The organism is Klebsiella sp. KE9456 (assembly GCF_043832615.1).
GTDB classification, from domain to species: Bacteria; Pseudomonadota; Gammaproteobacteria; order Enterobacterales; family Enterobacteriaceae; genus Klebsiella; species Klebsiella indica.
The window spans coordinates 82,768-99,351 of sequence record NZ_JBDYQK010000009.1; the positions used below are offsets into that span (position 1 = coordinate 82,768).

The 16,584-nt window shown below is 55.3% G+C and carries 16 protein-coding genes; 9 read left to right on the forward strand and 7 right to left on the reverse strand.

From position 1 onward, the window contains the following. Positions 1-23: 23 nt before the first annotated feature. Both ABK821_RS11025 and guaD read left to right on the forward strand, forming a co-directional pair. Positions 24-1,511, forward strand: coding sequence for an NCS1 family nucleobase:cation symporter-1 (locus ABK821_RS11025; protein ID WP_138360289.1), 1,488 nt, complete (start codon positions 24-26; stop codon positions 1,509-1,511). Positions 1,512-1,619: 108 nt separating this feature from the next. Continuing rightward, positions 1,620-2,939, forward strand: a complete 1,320-nt coding sequence (guaD, locus tag ABK821_RS11030) for a guanine deaminase (protein WP_343178679.1) — start codon at positions 1,620-1,622, stop codon at positions 2,937-2,939. Between the two features lie 671 nt (positions 2,940-3,610). On the opposite strand, the gene uraH is transcribed toward guaD, so the two are convergent. Genes uraH through ABK821_RS11045 form a run of 3 tightly spaced genes read right to left on the reverse strand, consistent with a single transcriptional unit; the run spans position 3,611 to position 5,794 of the window. Next, the gene (gene uraH / locus ABK821_RS11035; protein WP_138360287.1) at positions 3,611-3,937 is read right to left on the reverse strand and encodes a hydroxyisourate hydrolase; all 327 of its coding nucleotides are present in this window, start codon (positions 3,935-3,937) and stop codon (positions 3,611-3,613) included. Then, on the reverse strand, positions 3,934-4,434 hold the full coding sequence (gene uraD, locus ABK821_RS11040) for a 2-oxo-4-hydroxy-4-carboxy-5-ureidoimidazoline decarboxylase (protein WP_308561356.1): 501 nt from the start codon (positions 4,432-4,434) through the stop codon (positions 3,934-3,936). The genes uraH and uraD overlap by 4 nt, the downstream gene beginning before the upstream one ends. Continuing rightward, the gene (locus ABK821_RS11045; protein WP_343178681.1) at positions 4,412-5,794 is read right to left on the reverse strand and encodes a nucleobase:cation symporter-2 family protein; all 1,383 of its coding nucleotides are present in this window, start codon (positions 5,792-5,794) and stop codon (positions 4,412-4,414) included. Before ABK821_RS11045 ends, uraD begins: the two co-directional genes overlap by 23 nt. Before the next feature lie 348 nt (positions 5,795-6,142). Here ABK821_RS11045 and hpxO point away from each other — a divergent pair, with 348 nt between their 5' ends. After that, positions 6,143-7,297: an FAD-dependent urate hydroxylase HpxO gene (hpxO, locus tag ABK821_RS11050; RefSeq protein WP_138360284.1), complete on the forward strand. Its 1,155-nt coding sequence runs from the start codon at positions 6,143-6,145 to the stop codon at positions 7,295-7,297. 94 nt (positions 7,298-7,391) lie between these two features. Here hpxO and hpxR read toward each other — a convergent pair whose 3' ends face one another. Then, the gene (gene hpxR, locus ABK821_RS11055) at positions 7,392-8,315 is read right to left on the reverse strand and encodes a LysR family hpxDE operon transcriptional regulator HpxR (RefSeq protein WP_308562815.1); all 924 of its coding nucleotides are present in this window, start codon (positions 8,313-8,315) and stop codon (positions 7,392-7,394) included. Positions 8,316-8,440: 125 nt separating this feature from the next. Here hpxR and hpxD point away from each other — a divergent pair, with 125 nt between their 5' ends. Both hpxD and ABK821_RS11065 read left to right on the forward strand, forming a co-directional pair. Beyond that, entirely contained in the window at positions 8,441-9,478 is a 1,038-nt protein-coding gene (gene hpxD / locus ABK821_RS11060; protein ID WP_343178682.1) for a molybdenum cofactor-independent xanthine hydroxylase subunit HpxD, read from the forward strand. Positions 9,479-9,490: 12 nt separating this feature from the next. After that, a complete protein-coding gene (locus tag ABK821_RS11065; protein ID WP_142501456.1) occupies positions 9,491-10,459 on the forward strand; it encodes a PDR/VanB family oxidoreductase in 969 nt (322 codons plus the stop codon). 265 nt (positions 10,460-10,724) lie between these two features. On the opposite strand, the gene leuO is transcribed toward ABK821_RS11065, so the two are convergent. Together leuO and ABK821_RS11075 are read right to left on the reverse strand one after the other, a co-directional pair. Continuing rightward, entirely contained in the window at positions 10,725-11,708 is a 984-nt protein-coding gene (gene leuO / locus ABK821_RS11070; protein ID WP_142501457.1) for a transcriptional regulator LeuO, read from the reverse strand. Positions 11,709-11,967: 259 nt separating this feature from the next. After that, positions 11,968-12,255, reverse strand: coding sequence for a hypothetical protein (locus ABK821_RS11075; RefSeq protein ID WP_138360278.1), 288 nt, complete (start codon positions 12,253-12,255; stop codon positions 11,968-11,970). Positions 12,256-12,301: 46 nt separating this feature from the next. Between ABK821_RS11075 and ABK821_RS11080 the strand changes: the two genes are divergently transcribed. Continuing rightward, entirely contained in the window at positions 12,302-12,637 is a 336-nt protein-coding gene (locus tag ABK821_RS11080) for a gamma-glutamylcyclotransferase family protein (RefSeq protein WP_138360277.1), read from the forward strand. Between the two features lie 51 nt (positions 12,638-12,688). Here the strand turns inward: ABK821_RS11080 and ABK821_RS11085 are convergent, their stop codons facing one another. Then, the gene (locus ABK821_RS11085) at positions 12,689-13,717 is read right to left on the reverse strand and encodes an LLM class flavin-dependent oxidoreductase (protein WP_142501458.1); all 1,029 of its coding nucleotides are present in this window, start codon (positions 13,715-13,717) and stop codon (positions 12,689-12,691) included. A 570-nt stretch (positions 13,718-14,287) separates the two neighbouring features. Between ABK821_RS11085 and ABK821_RS11090 the strand changes: the two genes are divergently transcribed. Genes ABK821_RS11090 through cmoB form a run of 3 tightly spaced genes read left to right on the forward strand, consistent with a single transcriptional unit; the run spans position 14,288 to position 16,473 of the window. Beyond that, entirely contained in the window at positions 14,288-14,683 is a 396-nt protein-coding gene (locus ABK821_RS11090) for an MAPEG family protein (protein ID WP_138360275.1), read from the forward strand. 39 nt (positions 14,684-14,722) lie between these two features. Further along, positions 14,723-15,466 carry a carboxy-S-adenosyl-L-methionine synthase CmoA gene (gene cmoA / locus ABK821_RS11095; RefSeq protein ID WP_138360274.1) on the forward strand — a complete coding sequence of 248 codons (744 nt, stop codon included), beginning with the start codon at positions 14,723-14,725 and terminating at the stop codon, positions 15,464-15,466. Next, positions 15,463-16,473 (forward strand): tRNA 5-methoxyuridine(34)/uridine 5-oxyacetic acid(34) synthase CmoB, encoded by a 1,011-nt coding sequence (gene cmoB, locus ABK821_RS11100; RefSeq protein ID WP_138360273.1) that lies wholly within the window; start codon positions 15,463-15,465, stop codon positions 16,471-16,473. Before cmoA ends, cmoB begins: the two co-directional genes overlap by 4 nt. The last annotated feature ends 111 nt before the right edge of the window (positions 16,474-16,584 follow it).

The following is a 16,584-nucleotide window of genomic DNA, read 5'->3' on the forward strand; positions in this document are numbered from 1 at the left end:
TTTCATTGACAGGAGCAGGTTTCATGCCAAACACACACAATACCCATCAGGTTAAGGCCGCTGATCCCCACGCCGGCTACAGCCCACGCCTTAGCAATGAGGATCTGGCGCCGACGCGCGACCAGAACTGGAGCTGGTACAACATTTTCTCTTTCTGGATGTCCGATGTGCACAGCATGGGCGGATACGTGGTCGCCGCAAGCTTCTTTACTCTCGGACTGGCGAGCTGGCAGGTGCTACTGTGCCTGCTGGTGGGGATTTGTATTGTCCAGTTATGCGCGAATCTGGTGGCGAAGCCCAGCCAGATGGCCGGCGTCCCCTACGCCGTTATCTGTCGTCAGGCATTTGGCGTCTTCGGGGCCAATATTCCGGCGGTGATCCGCGGCCTGATCGCTTTTGCGTGGTACGGCATTCAGACTTACCTCGCCGCTAACGCGCTGATGCTGGTACTGCTGAAATTCTGGCCGTCGCTGTCGACGCTGACCGAAGCCAGTTTCCTTGGCCTGTCGCATCTGGGCTGGCTCTGCTTCGCCACCATGTGGCTACTGCAGGCGATGGTGTTCTGGCATGGGATGAACGCCATTAAGCGCTTTATTGATATTGCCGGTCCGGCGGTATACGTGGTGATGCTGGCGTTAGCAGGCTGGATTGTATACAAAACCGGTTTAGACGGGATCTCCTTTACCCTTGCCAGTAAATCGCTCAGCGCCGGGGAACAAACCTGGCAGATGATCACCGCCACCGCGCTGGTGGTCTCCTACTTCTCCGGTCCGCTGCTCAACTTTGGCGATTTCGCGCGCTACGGTAAAAGCATGGGCGAGATTCGCCGCGGCAACCGCTGGGGCCTGCCATTTAACTTCCTGCTGTTCTCTGTGGTTACCGTGGTGATTGTCTCCGGTACCCAGTCGCTGTTTGGCCGCATGATTACCGACCCGATTGAGACGGTAAGCCGCGTCGGCAACGATCTGGCGGTGGCGATTGGCCTGCTGACCATGATCACCGCCACCATTGGTATCAATATCGTGGCGAACTTTGTCTCCCCGGCATTCGATTTTTCTAACTGCTCGCCGCAGAAAATCAGCTTCCGCACCGGGGGAATGATCGCCGCCGTCGGTTCAATCCTGCTGACGCCGTGGAACCTGTTTAACTCGCCGGAGCTTATCCACTACACCCTTGATGTGCTGGGCGCCTTTATCGGCCCGCTGTTCGGCATCCTGATTGTTGACTTCTATTTAATTAAACGCGGGCAGGTGTCGGTCAACGATTTGTTCGACGACACGCCAAAAGGCCAATACTGGTACCGCAACGGCGTTAACCCGAAAGCCATCGCCGCGCTGGTGCCCTCCGTCGCCATCGGCCTGATCATCAGTTTTATTCCGGCCCTGCATGAGGTAGCGAACTTTAGCTGGTTTATCGGCGTACTGCTGAGCGGAGCGGCCTATCGCTGGATTGCCCGCGACGAACGCGTCGGCGCCGCAGCCAGATTCAGCGCCATTGCCCAGAAAGAGTGATGACTCTCCACCGCCGCGGCCCCTGTCGCGGCGATTCGCCGCCCACGCAAACTGGCATCAATTTTGCCTGACTCATCTATCCTTTTGCTAATCCACAAGGCAGCTATGATGATTAACTACGAGACCGCAATTCGCGGCGCATTTTTTGATATCGCCGCGGTTGCCGATAGCGCCGATGATATTGCCCGCCATGCGCGCTATCTGGAAGACGGGATATTGTTTCTTCGGGATGGGCGCATTGAGGCGCTGCTGCCGTGGCAGGCGGGTGAACAGCACCTGCGGCCGCAGGAAGGCTACCGCGATCTGCGCGGTAAACTGTTGCTACCCGGCTTTGTCGATGCGCACGTACACTACCCGCAAACCGAGATGATTGGCGCGTTTGGCGAACAGTTGCTGGAGTGGCTCACCACTTATACCTTTCCGGTGGAGAGCCAGTTTGCCAATGCCGACTATGCCGCGGAGATCGCCCAATTTTTCGTTAAACAGTTGCTGAGCCACGGCACCACCACCGCGCTGGTATTTTGCACCGTGCATCCTGAATCGGTGGATGCGCTGTTTAACGAAGCGCTGCGGCTGAATATGCGCCTGCTCGCCGGGAAAGTGATGATGGACCGCCACGCGCCGGACTATCTTAGCGAAAGCGCGGAGCAAAGTTACCAACAAACCCGAGAGCTTATTGCGCGCTGGCACCGGAGGGGCCGCCTCGGCTACGCTATTACGCCACGCTTCGCGCCGACCTCGACGCCTGAGCTGCTGGCGGCGGTGCAACAATTGCGGGAAGAGTTTCCTGATACCTGGCTGCATACGCATCTGAGCGAAAACCTCAATGAAGTGGCATGGGTAAAAAGCCTGTGGCCAGAGCATGAGCATTATCTTGATGTCTATCACCACTATCGTCTCACCGGCGAACGCAGCGTGTTTGCCCACGGTATTCATCTTGCGGATGCCGAGTGGCAATGTCTGCACGAAACCGGTTCAGCGCTGGCCTTTTGCCCGACGTCAAACCTGTTTCTCGGCAGCGGGCTGTTTCGTTTACCGACCTGCTGGCAGAAAAAGGTACGTATGGGCATTGGCAGCGATGTCGGGGCTGGCACAACGTTCAGTATGCTGCGTACTCTGGGCGAGGCTTACAAAGTTGGCCAGTTGCAAAGCTATCGTCTGCGCGCCAGCGAAGCGTTTTACCATGCCACCCTCGGCGGCGCGCATGCTCTGCGTCTTGATGAGAAAATTGGTAATTTTCAGCCGGGCAAAGAGGCCGATTTTGTGGTTATTGACCGGGCGGTCACGCCGCTGCAGCGCTTACGCAGCGAACGGTGCAACGATATCTACGAGCAGTTGTTCGTCCTGATGACCCTGGGAGATGAACGAAATATCAGCGAGACATGGGTAAACGGCGAACGCGTATGGGGAGATGCGGCTGCGGAGTAACACTTTTTCCGGGAGCATCGCGGTGCTCTGACGGTGCAGTGTCCGGCTGGCTGAGCGGTTCTGTTAATCGGTGGTTCTGGCGAAAATGGCGCATTTTTCATTTTCGCCCATTCAGATTCCGTGGCCTGTTCCGTTCACTATAAATACGCGGATATTCGTTATATCCACAGCGTGTGAACGGGCAGGGGGACGTTTCGCCCGTCCCCCTGCACCCCCGGCATTGCGCTGAAAACCTGCCGCTCCGCGGTCCGCTCCACTCCGGCTTCATCTGGCGGACCGGGCGGGACTCGACGCTACTCGTCCCATCCCTGGGACTCGCCCTTCCAGGGCCAGCGCAAGCGCTGTTCAAAATTGCTCCCGGCAATTTTGTCCCTGTCTCGACCCGCCCTCTGGCCGCCGTCCTGGCGGCCAGTCCTGGATGCGCGCCTGCGTTCCCGCCAGGTTTCCTTGATGCGCCCAACCCCCATGCGGTGAGTCCGTTATTCGTCAGGGGCTTTTCAGAGGCTGAAAATCATAAAAAAGTTATATCTTTTATATTTCAGCCCGTATCAGCTCAGTAACCGAATCAGATTTTCGTTTAAACCACCGATAATGCGATTGCCACAGGCAAATAAAACAGAAAACAACACCGATGATTTGCTTAAGTGCACGGCATTACTGGGGGACTGAAATCAGCTGCCGCGATAGGTTGACCAACCGCCAGGAGCAATTAAAAACGGCAAATGATAGTGATCGCCTGCCGCCTCACGAATAGCAAAATCAATCTGCGCATTCAGATATAGCGTATCGCGCCCGCTGGCGGCAAACCACTCGCCAATCTCCGCCGTCAGCCGGTAGCGCCCTGTCGCCAGCGACCCACCGCTCAGTTCACCAATACGACCATTATCATCAGTAATACCGCTGGCTATCCGCGCCCCTTCCCGTTCCAGCACAACTTTCACCCCCTGTGCCGGCAGGCCCGTGGAGATATCCAGAATATGGGTGCTTAACGTACTCATTCGCCAATGACTCCTTGCAGTCTTAATAAGGTGATTTCGCGCAACTGCGCTAACGCTTCCTGTACCTCTTCGCTATCACTGTTATGCAAACGCCGCGACAGCGCCTGTAAAATCGCCTCCCCGCTGCGCCCTTTCGCGCGAATCAAAAATACCCGCCCGAATCGGGCTTCATAGCGGGCGTTACCCGCCAGAAGCGCCTGCGTCAGGCGGGCGTCGCGGTCATCAACGTCCCCCTGCTCCTGACGCGATAACGCCGCGTGCGCCTGTTGCCCGACGGGTTTCTCGCCAATACGCGGATGCGCGCTCAGCGCCTGAGTTAACTCCGCTTCGCCCCACTCAGCCATCAGCTGCCGCGCGGCGGTGAGCAACTCGTGGCAGTTACGCCAGGGACGGCCGTCAACCAGCGCCGCCGTCCAGCCGGGAACGGCAACGCAGGGCGCCAGCAGTGAGGCCGCTTCTTCCCCGCTAAGCTGGTTAAAGTGATTCAGCGCGATCATCGTTGCTCCTTGTTGTCGCCCCCACGGCCTGTTTCTCTTGCGGAATAATCAGGTTCAGCACAATGGCCACCAGACCGCCGCTGGTCGCCGCGGAACCGAACAGGTTACCCACAATCGACGGAAAATGGGACAGCGACGCGGGAACGGCCTCAATCCCCAGACCAAACCCAAAGGCCAGGCCGACAATCAGCATATCGCGGCGGGTCAATGGATTCTGGGTAATGATGCGGATCCCCGCCGCGACGACGCAGCCAAACATCACCATCGTCGCGCCGCCGAGCACCGGGGCCGGGATCTGGCGCAGAACGTCGCCAAACGGCGGAAACAGGCCGAGCAGAATCAAAATTACGCCGATATAACGTCCGACATAGCGGCTGGCGACGCCAGTCATCTGAATCACGCCGTTATTTTGCGCAAAAGTAGTATTAGGGAACGCGCACAGCATCGCTGCCACCATACAGCTGATCCCGTCGGCAAGAATACCGCCTTTCAGTCGCGAACGAAAAGCGCCGTCATCAATCGACTGCTTAGAGATAAGGCAGTTGGCAGTTAAGTCGCCGACAGCTTCAAGAATGCAGACCAGCGACACCAGCGCAACGGGTAAAAAGATGGCGCTGTTAAACTGAAAACCAAACGGAAACAGTTGCGGCATACGGAACCAGACATCGCCAATACCTTTAAGCTGAAATGTGCCGCTAAGCGCCGCCGCCAGGCAGCCCACGGCGATCCCCACCACCACCGAAGAGAGACGCAGCCAGCGGTTTTTCGCGCAACTCAGCAAAACAATCGTCCCCAGAGTGACCGCTCCGAGGGCGATATTGCCCATACTGGCGAACGCTTTTGTCTGTTCACCGCCGCACCAGTTAATCACGCTGACTTTAATCAGGCTCATACCGATCAGCGCAATCACGCTGCCGGTAATAATTGGCGTAAAAATCCGCTTCAGCGGCTCAATAAAGCGGCTGACAACGCAGGGAACCAACGCGGCAACGAAATTCACGCCAAACAGCATAGCCATAATATCCTGCGGCGTTCCCCCCTGCCCCTTGACCCACATCCCCCCCGCAATCGCCACACCGAGAAACGCGAAGCTGGTGCCCTGCATACAGATCATCCCGGCGCCGATTCCCCAGACCCGGTTAGATTGTAAAAAGGTGCCAATACCGGATGCCAGCAGAGACATACTGATTAACCAGGGCAGCCACTCCCCCAGCCCCAGCGAGGTGCCGATAATCAACGGCGGCGTGATGATACCCACCAGCCCGGCCAGCACGTGCTGTAAGGCGCTAAAAAATGCCGGGAGCGGCGGGATCCGCTGATCCAGGCCATACAGTAAGCCACCGTTCTTTTCATCTGACATGGTCGTTCCACCCTGTTACCAATAAGCGTACTGTGTCGGGTGCACAAAACAGGCCAAAGTCGCTCACATCTGAGCAACATTTACTTCTTTTTTATATTTTTCAACCAAATAGAATGTTCCCGCGCCGCCCCGTCGTCCACCAGGTGGCCATAACGCCAATGAAACATTAGATTCTTAATAGCCATGAAAGAAATTATTGATTCATAAAAAGGCAATAAAAACGCTTTTATGCACCAATTGAAAGCATCCGCACCGTTACCGAAAGCACCAGCCCGTGAAATGCGCGCCTGTGACATTGTGGTACGCAAATTGCTCAAGCCTGTAACGACGTATGTAAAGGAGAAGTAAATGAAAGCATTAGTTATCGGCGGCGGAATTGGCGGCCTGAGCGCGGCGGTTGCATTGAAAAACGCAGGTATCGACTGCGACGTTTTTGAGGCAGTAAAAGAAATTAAGCCGGTCGGCGCGGCGATCTCCATCTGGCCTAATGGCGTTAAGTGTATGAAACATTTAGGCATGGGCGATATTATTGAGAGCTACGGCGGCCCGATGCATTTTCTGGCTTACAAGGATTATCAGCGAGGGGAGATCCTTACTCAATTCAGCCTCTCCCCTCTGGTGGCGCGAACCGGGGGCCGCCCCTGCCCGGTTTCCCGCGCCGAATTACAACGTGAAATGCTCAATTTCTGGGGACGCGATAGCGTGCAGTTTGGTAAACGCGTCACCCGCTGCGAAGAAAATGCTGACGGCGTTCGCGTCTGGTTTACCGATGGTTCGACGGCGCAGGGGGATTTTCTGATTGCCGCCGACGGTAGCCATTCGGCGCTGCGTCCGTATGTGCTCGGCTATACCCCCGAGCGCCGCTATGCAGGCTACGTGAACTGGAACGGTCTGGTGGAAATTGATGAAGCGATTGCCCCCGGCAATCAATGGACCACCTTTGTCGGTGAGGGGAAACGCGTCTCGCTGATGCCGGTTTCGAGTGGACGATTTTACTTTTTCTTTGATGTTCCGCTACCGGCGGGGCTTGCCGAGGATCGCAGCACCCTGCGGGCGGATCTTAGCCGTTACTTCAGCGGTTGGGCGCCCCAGGTGCAGAAACTGATTGCCTCCCTTGACCCGCAAACCACCAACCGGATTGAAATCCATGATATCGAGCCGTTTGATAAGCTGGTGCGCGGCAAGGTGGCGCTGCTGGGCGACGCCGGGCACAGCACCACGCCGGATATCGGCCAGGGCGGCTGCGCGGCGATGGAAGATGCGGTGGTACTGGGAGATCTGTTCCGCCAGAGCCACGACATTGCCAATGTGTTGCAGCAGTACAACGTACTGCGCTGTGACCGGGTTCGCGATCTGGTGCTGAAGGCACGTAAACGTTGTGATGTAACGCACGGTAAGGATATGGCGCTGACGGAAGCCTGGTATCAGGAGCTGAAAACCGAAACCGGGGAGCGGATTATCAATGGCCTGTGCGAAACCATTCAGGGCGGTCCGTTGGGGTAAGCGTTGTAAGCCCGCCGGTTAAGTACGAGTACGGTGTTACTCGCTCTCCCTCGCAGCGAGAGTCGGGGCGAAGGCATCACGCCTGAAAACGGTGTTACGATCGCTCCATCGCCCCGGCCTGCATCTCCTCCATAACCACCGTCAGTTTCTGGATGGCCATTTGCGCCGGGCGGGAAAGCTGACGCGAGGGGGCTGTGCATAAGGCCAGGGTCAACGGCCGCAGCAGCGTATTACGCAGCGGGACAAACGCCAGTTGCCCGCTTTTTACCTCATCGAAAACGTCCAGGCGACTGAGGATCGTCACGCCACTGCCTTTAAGCACCAGCGATTTTATCAGCCGGATATCGTTGCAGTTGATGCTGTTCGCCGGAGAAAAATCGTAGTGGCGATAGAGCATCGCCACGCGTTCGTGCACAATCAGCGGCGCGCCGGGGACGATATGTCGTGCTTCACTCAACTCCCCCAATGACAGCCTCGCGCTCTGTGCCAGAGGATGGGCAGGCGACATGATCACGCCCATCGCCAGTTCAGCAAAAGCCAGCACGCTCAGCCCCGCCTGGCCTTCCGGATCAAGAATCAAACCAAAATCGAGATCCGCCTGGCGCACCTTCTGGCTGACCGTGTGACTATCCGCCACCTGCAGATTCAGCTCCAGCCACGGCCAGTGGGCAATAATATCCGCCAGCGCGGTGGCAAAGCATCCCTCCGCCAGCGCCTGAACCATCCCGACGCTGACGGTGCCCCGCTTAAGCCCCTGAAGCTCATCAAACTTTTGTCGCGTCAGACGGAACTCCTTTTGCCAGCGCAACAGATTATCGTATAGCAGTTCCCCGGCGGTCGTCATACGCAACCCTTCCGGCAGGCGCTCAAACAGCGCGGTGCCAAATGCGTCTTCCGCCTGCAAAATTTGCCGGTTAATGGCCGAAGCGGAAATGTGCAGTTTTTCCGCCGCTCGCCGCAGACTCCCGCAGCGGGCCACTTCGGCAAAGTAGATAGCAAAACGCGAAAATGGGCTCATCTTTTACCTGTTCTCTTTTTTGCAACGGATTGCTGAATTAATGCTGATGGATGTCAACACCCTAATATGGCAACAATAAACTCACAACAATTAAACAAATGTTTTTGTGAGCAGGAAGAGAAGCCATGAACAGACAGCACCCCACGCCCCCCGCCCATTGCACTTTTGATCCTGAGGACTGGCTACGGCTGGCAAAATGCTGGCACCCGGTGGCCCGCGCCTGCGATGTCGGGCCTGCGCCAGTGAAGGCCACGCTGCTTGATGAGCAGTTGGTTATTTATCGCATTAAAGATCAGGTGGTTGTCGCTCGCGATGTTTGCCCTCATCGTGGCGTGCCGCTGACGCTGGGATTTCACGATGAAGAAGGGATCGTCTGTCCCTATCACGGTCTGCGCTTCGGCGAAGGAGGCCGCTGTAATCGCATCCCTTCCAGCCCCAATCAGCCAGTGCCGGCAAAGCTCAATCTCACCAGTTTTGCGGTGGAAGAGCGTTATGGCCTGATCTGGACCTGCCTGGCGTTCGACCCGGACAATCCAATGCCGCTGCCGGTGATGCCGCACTGGCACGACGATGGCTTTCAGCAAATCAACTGTCCGGCATTTGACGTCAACGGTTTTGCCGGTCGCCAGGTCGAGGGATTCCTCGATGTCGCCCATTTTGCATGGATCCATACCGATACCTTCGCCGACCCGGATAACCAGGTCGTACCGGACTACAATCCGCAGGAGACCGAATTTGGTTTTATTGCCGATTACTGGAGTTCCGTCGGCAACTATCCTGCCAGTGCCGGATTTCGTGCGCCTGAGGGCTTTCAGTGGCTGCGCCATTTCGAAATGCATCTGCCGTTTACCGCCACCCTGACGATTCATTTTCCCGGTGACGCCAGGCTGGTAATTATGAACGCCGCCTCGCCGGTTTCATCGCGGATAACCCGAATGTTCGCGCCTATCGCGCGCAATTACGACCTCCATGTGCCGGTGGAAGAGGTTCACGCGTTTAATCTGCGCGTCTTTGAGGAAGATCGCCTGATGGTGGAGACTCAGCGTCCGGAAAGATTACCGCTGGATTTAACACTCGAAGCGCATATTCCCGCCGATCGCAGCTCCATCGCCTATCGACGCGGGCTGAAGAAAATGGGCTTCGGCGACTTTTTCCTCGTGTAAGTGGAGAAAATAATGAGTGATGTAATCGAGGTTATCGTTGACGGCCTCTGGCGCCAGGGGAGCCAGAGCCTCGCCGTCCGGCTGGTGGCGCAGAGCGGCCAGCCGCTTCCGGCGTGGCAGCCCGGCGCGCATATTGATGTTCACCTGCCCTGCGGGATGATTCGCCAGTATTCGCTCACCGGTCCTGAGACTGTTGACGATGGCTACCTGATTTGCGTGGCGCTGGAGAACGCCTCTCGCGGCGGCTCTCGTTACATTCACCAGCAGTTACGTCCCGGCCAGACGCTGCTGATTTCTCGCCCGCGAAATCTGTTTCCTTTATGCCCTGCGCAACGGGTGACGCTGCTGGCCGCCGGGATCGGTATTACGCCGCTGTATGCGATGGCGCTCAAACTGGACGCGCAAGGGGTGCCTTTTACGCTGCACTATTATCTGAAAAGCCGCGCACAGGGGGCCTTTGTGCGCGAACTGCAGCAACGCTTCAGCGCCGACAGGGTAATCATTCACTGCTCCAGCGACGGGGACAGCGCACGGCATAATCTGGCCCCGGCGCTGATTGATGCGGATAGCGGACAGGCTCTTTATCTCTGCGGGCCGACGGGATTTATGGCCACCGCGCGCCAGGTCGCGCTGGATAAAGGCTGGTCAGAAAGCCAAATCCATAGTGAAGCATTTCAGCCCACCGCCACGGCGTCCACGGCGCAGGAGGGGGACGCCTTTATCGTGACCCTTGCTTCGTCGGGCGAACAGTGGCCAGTGCCTGCAGACAAAACCATTGCTCAGGTACTACAGGAGAATGGCGTCGCGGTTCCGCTCTCCTGCGAAATGGGGATTTGCGGTGCCTGCCTGACGCCGGTCATCGAAGGGATTGTCGACCATCGCGATACCGTGCAGTCAGAGGCGGAAAAATCCGCCAGCGCGCAGCAGATTGCCCTGTGTTGTTCCCGCAGTCGATCGGCGACTTTATGCATTGATTTATGACGACGGCCTTAGCCAACGAAAAGTCATGCCTCGCCCGTAACGTCGATATCCTTCGCTCCGCTCTCCGGTCAGACGGGCTGGCGACATTGACGTTCCGCCGTTCTCGCCGACGGGCGATCGCCAGGGTTACGTTGACAAACTACCGGTAAAATCCGCGGCGCTGAGGAGCGGAGCGTCTTGCGTTATCGGGCGCCGGGCATGATATGCCGCCCGGTTTGCCGCATGCCCTACCGCAGCGCGGCCCGGAACGGGCCGCATCATTGTGTCATTGCCAGTAGGCATCGTCCGCCTTTGGCCTATCCTGGCGCTGGCAGATTTCTATCAGTTGCTCCGCCATCCAGCGGTGACATTTTTCCTGTCCCGCCGTTTCATGCCATGAGAGGTAACAGGTTCGATTGTTCATGTCTAAAGGCAGCGGCAGCAGTTCCAGCGCAAATTGCCCGGCAAACTCTCTGGCCAGCCACTCCGGGGCGATAGCCACCATGTCGGTTCGCGAGACAATATTCAGCACGCTCACCATGGCGTTACCGTGAAAAGCGATGCAGGCCTGTTGTTCCGCGGAGCTATACCAGGGATAGCTAAAAGAAGCATAGCGATCCAGTGCCACCGCGGCATGCTGCTCTTGATAAATACCCTGTTCAGTCAACGGCGCTGCGATGCGCGGATGCTTGCGCCGGGCAACTAATACCATCTCATCGTTAAACAACGGAACGCTGGTAAATTCCGGGTGATTAAATTTGTTGTAGTCGATAACAAACTCAACTTCCTGGTAGCGCAACTGGTTGATAACCTGCTGACTCAGTGAAGATTTAAATGTTAATTTGACCCGCGGCGCTGTCTGGCTAATTTTATTGAATATCAACGGGGTCAAAGCGTTATCCAGAGGGCTACAAACGCAAAGATTATAAATATGCTCATAGTCCTGCGGATCAAAAAGCGTATCCGGCAACTCGTTTTGCACCAGCTGTAGCGCGCGACGAACCGAACTGCAAAGCTGAAAAGCGCGATCTGTGGGTTTGATCCCTCGGCCATTGCGGACAAACAGCTCATCCTTAAACAACTTTTTCAGGCGGGAAACCGCGCTGCTGACCGCGGGTTGCGACATTCCCAGCACATGCGCAGCTTTGGTTAAGCTTTGTTCCCGCATCACAATATCAAAGATAGTCAGAAGATTAAGATCCACTTTCCGCAATACGGGTTGCAGATCTTTCGGTTCTGCGGTTGGTTTAAATATTATATTGTCGTTCATGTTGGCAACTCCACCAGCACATTAATCAGCGATTCTGCTTCGTAACACTGAGACCTTTTGCCAAAGAAAAAAGATGGGCAGATAAATCACCATCGGCAACAGTAGCCATGTGTTATCTGTTTCCAGCAGCACGCTTAAATGTATGAAACTTATTAGCAAAATAGAAAAAAGCAAAACAATATGCAGTGTATTGTGTTTCCTGGAAAAAATGGCGTAACGATACAGCATTATATTTCCCTTCGTTCACTCCTGGAACGAGTTATAATACCACACAAAAAACAATGAAATTTCTGAAAAACACGCGAATTAATCCTAATAAGTAAATTCTTACTGCAATATCAAGGAAGGCGACAGCAACCTGGATTATGGCAAGTACAAATCCATCGCCAACAATATACAGGCGATGATATAAATAAGAGGCGCACCAACCGCAGTCAGCCCGCCGATATAAACAAAACGTTGCCAGAAGATAACCAAAAGTACGCTTTATCTTACCGCCAATCCACGGACGTCTTGCCAGACCTGTTTTTACCTCGTATTTTGGCACTTCCTTTGCCCATCAGGGCGTTCATCGCTTGCGTTAACGAGGAATAATGGAACGCTTATTTGTCTACGGTACGCTCCGCCCGGGCCAGTGTAATGCTCATATTCTGGAAGATATAGGTGGAGAATGGTTGCCAGGTTATGTGACCGGCACGTTTTATGAACGCGGCTGGGGGGCGGCGGCGGATTTTCCGGGAGTCGTTCTTGATAAAAACGGCGCGCGTATTTCGGGTTATCTGTTCCTGTCCGCGCACCTTACCGCGCACTGGCCCATGCTGGATGAATTTGAAGATGGCTACGATCGCGTTGCCACTGAAGTGACCCTCGATGAGGGTCAGCAGGTGACCGCGTGGATCTATCAGCTACAGCCGAAAAATAATCCGTAAATATGTCTGCCCCGCATCACGTAAAGCTGCGGGGCGTTATCCATTTCACAGTTACTCGTCGCGCCAGCCCATTGCCGGTGCGACATGTTGCAGAATGGACTCAATCACATGGATATTATAATCCACCCCCAACTGATTCGGTACGGTGAGCAATAACGTATCCGCTTCGGCAATCGCTTCATCCTGTTTCAACTGTGCGATCAGCTTATCCGGCTCTGCGGCATAGCTGCGCCCAAAAATCGCTCTTGTATTTTGATCAAGGAAACCAACCGAATCGCTACTCTCGCCGCCTGAGCCGAAATACATGCGATCGCGATCGTCCATCAGGGCAAAAATGCTGCGGCTGACCGAAACGCGAGGCGTACGCGTGTGTCCAGCCGCCGCCCAGGCCTCGCGATAAGCCCGGATCTGTTTTGCCTGCTGAATATGAAAAGGCTCGCCGGTTTCATCATCTTTCAGCGTCGAACTTTGCAGATTCATCCCCAGTCTCGCCGCCCATATTGCCGTGGCGTTCGAACCGGCTCCCCACCAGATACGCTCGCGCAAACCTTCTGAATAGGGTTCGGGGCGCAACAGGCCCGGCGGGTTGGGGAACATTGGCTGCGGATTAGGCTTCGCAAAACCCTCCCCTCGCAGGGCGTCAAGCAGAACTTCAGTATGGCGGCGCGCCATATCAGACGCGTTTTCCCCTTCCGCGGGGACGTAACCAAAATAGCGCCAGCCATCCATCACCTGCTCCGGCGAGCCACGGCTGATCCCTAACTGTAAACGCCCGCCGGAGATTAAATCCGCCGCGCCCGCATCTTCGACCATATACAGCGGATTTTCATAGCGCATATCAATAACGCCCGTACCCATTTCAATACGCCGTGTTTTCGCCCCTATCGCGGCCAGCAAAGGAAATGGAGAACTGAGCTGACGGGCAAAATGATGCACCCGAAAATAAGCGCCATCCGCGCCCAATTCTTCAGCGGCGACGGCCAGATCGATGGATTGCAATAGCGCATCCGCGGCGGAACGCGTTGCGGAGTGCGGCGACGGTGTCCAGTGGCCAAATGACAAAAAACCGATTTTTTTCATAACGTAGGTATACTCTAAATAATTAGAGTTGCAGGAAGGCGGCAAGAGAGCAAATCCCCAGGAACATAGATAGCTATGTGACTGGGGTGAGCGAGCGCAGCCAACACACATGCAACTTGAAGTATGACGAGTATATCCTGATTTTCAGGGGAAAGCCGGGGAACAACACCGCACCCAGGCCTTTTATATACAGCGGGTATAACGAATTCCACCGTATTTATCGTGAGCGGAACAGACCACTGACAAAAACACACATACGCTTTTTCGCCAGCCGGAAGCAGAGCGCCATATGGGCAAACACCCCGCGTAACAATCTCAACACGCTGCTTAACTGATCCTCATTCTATTTTTGTCGGATTATTCGCTTACTCTACGCATTATCTGCGGAGAATAAATACGGTTTGTTTAACCGAATAGATCAAATATATTGTTGAAGTCAGTGATTAACGCGTAAATAATCCCCGCATTATCCTGGTGGAAAAAGGGATACGCTATCAATTACGCAGTAAGCCGCTTTTTTCTGCTATCCTAAACGGCGCTACCGGACAGAATGAAAAGGGAGTTTTTAGTATGATCAGCGCGCTATATGCGGTTTTAGGTGCGTTATTGCTCATTAAGTTTTCTTATGATGTCGTGCGCTTGCGAATGCAATATCACGTCAGCTACGGCGATGGCGGTTTCAGCGAACTGCAGGTGGCTATCCGTGTACACGGGAACGCGGTTGAATATGTCCCCATCGGTCTGGTTCTGCTGCTGTTTATGGAAATGAACGGCGCACAGACCTGGATGATTCATCTCTGCGGTATTTTACTGATCGCCGGGCGTCTGATGCACGCTTATGGATTTCATCATCGTCTTTATCGCTGGCGTCGCTCCGGTATGAGCGCGACCTGGTGTTCGTTATTGCTGATGGTCATCGCGAATATCTGGTATATGCCCTGGGAGTTGGTTTTCTCCGTCCGTTAGCGCACAATACGCCGTTTTCGATTTTTCGGGTTTAAGGTTATGTCTCATCGCGATACGCTCTTTTCCGCGCCGATTGCCAGTCTCGGCGACTGGACCTTTGATGAACGGGTTGCTGAAGTCTTCCCGGATATGATTCAGCGCTCTGTTCCCGGCTATTCCAATATTATTTCGATGATCGGCATGCTGGCTGAGCGTTTCGTTCAGCCGGATACCCAGGTCTACGATCTTGGCTGTTCGCTTGGCGCGGCGACGCTGTCCATCCGCCGCAATATTGCGCATTCCGGGTGCAAAATTATCGCCATTGATAACTCTCCGGCGATGATTGAACGCTGCCGTCTCCATATTGACGCCTATAAAGCGCCGACGCCGGTCGAGGTGATCGAAGGCGATATTCGTCACGTCGCCATAACAAACGCCTCACTGGTGGTACTCAATTTCACGATTCAATTTCTTGAGCCGGGCGAACGCCAGGCCATTCTTGATAAAGTTTATCAGGGGCTGAACCCTGGCGGCGCGCTGGTGCTGTCGGAAAAATTCAGCTTTGAAGATGATAACGTCGGCGAACTGCTCTTCAACATGCATCATGATTTCAAACGCGCCAACGGCTACAGCGAACTGGAAATCAGCCAGAAACGCAGCATGCTGGAAAACGTGATGCTGACCGACTCCGTGGAAACCCATAAAGCGCGTCTGCGCAAAGCCGGTTTCGAACATGCCGAACTCTGGTTCCAGTGCTTTAACTTCGGATCGTTAATTGCCGTCAAATCCGGAGAACAGGGATGATTGACTTCAGTAATTTTTATCAATTGATTGCCAAAGGTCCCCTCTCGCACTGGCTGGAGACCCTTCCCGCGCAGGTAGCCGCCTGGCAACGTGACGCGCTGCACGGGAAATATCGTGAATGGGAACGCGCCGTCGAATTTTTGCCTGAATTTGCGCCCTGGCGTCTGGATTTATTGCACAGCGTTACCGCCGAGAGCGAAACGCCGCTCGGCGACGGCCAGCGTCTGCGCATTGAAAATCTGCTGAAAAATCTGATGCCCTGGCGTAAAGGGCCCTATTCCCTCTACGGCGTGCATATTGATACCGAGTGGCGTTCTGACTGGAAGTGGGAGCGCGTGCTACCGCATCTTTCCGATCTTACCGGGCGTACCATCCTTGACGTCGGTTGCGGCAGCGGATATCACATGTGGCGAATGATCGGCGCTGGCGCCCGGCTGGCGGTCGGTATCGACCCGACGCAACTGTTCCTCTGCCAGTTTGAAGCGGTGCGTAAGCTGCTGGGCAACGACCCGCGCGCACATCTGTTGCCGCTGGGGATTGAGCAACTTCCGGCGCTGAATGCCTTTGATACCGTGTTTTCGATGGGGGTGCTGTACCATCGCCGTTCCCCGCTCGATCATCTGTGGCAGCTAAAAGATCAGCTGGTTCCCGGCGGCGAGCTGGTGCTGGAGACGCTGGTGGTGGAAGGCGACGAAAATCGCGTTCTGGTGCCGGGCGACCGCTATGCGCAAATGCGTAACGTCTACTTTATTCCTTCTGCGAACGCCTTAAAACAGTGGCTGGAGAAGTGCGGGTTTATTGACGTGCGAATTGTTGATGCGTGCATAACCACCACTGATGAACAGCGCCGCACCCCGTGGATGACTACCGAATCGCTGGCCGACTTCCTTGACCCGAACGATAGCAGCAAAACCCTTGAAGGTTATCCCGCCCCGCTGCGGGCCGTGCTCATTGCAACAAAGCCGGAAACCCAGCAATCTTTAGCGGCGAAAAAAGCAGGACGATAATCTTCCGCCTGGACAAGCCCCATATTGTGCACAAAAAAAGGCCCCTGTTTAATGGGCAGGGGCCTGGTACGGGCAATCATCATATTGGGCGACATGATGTGCAGTAAAAAC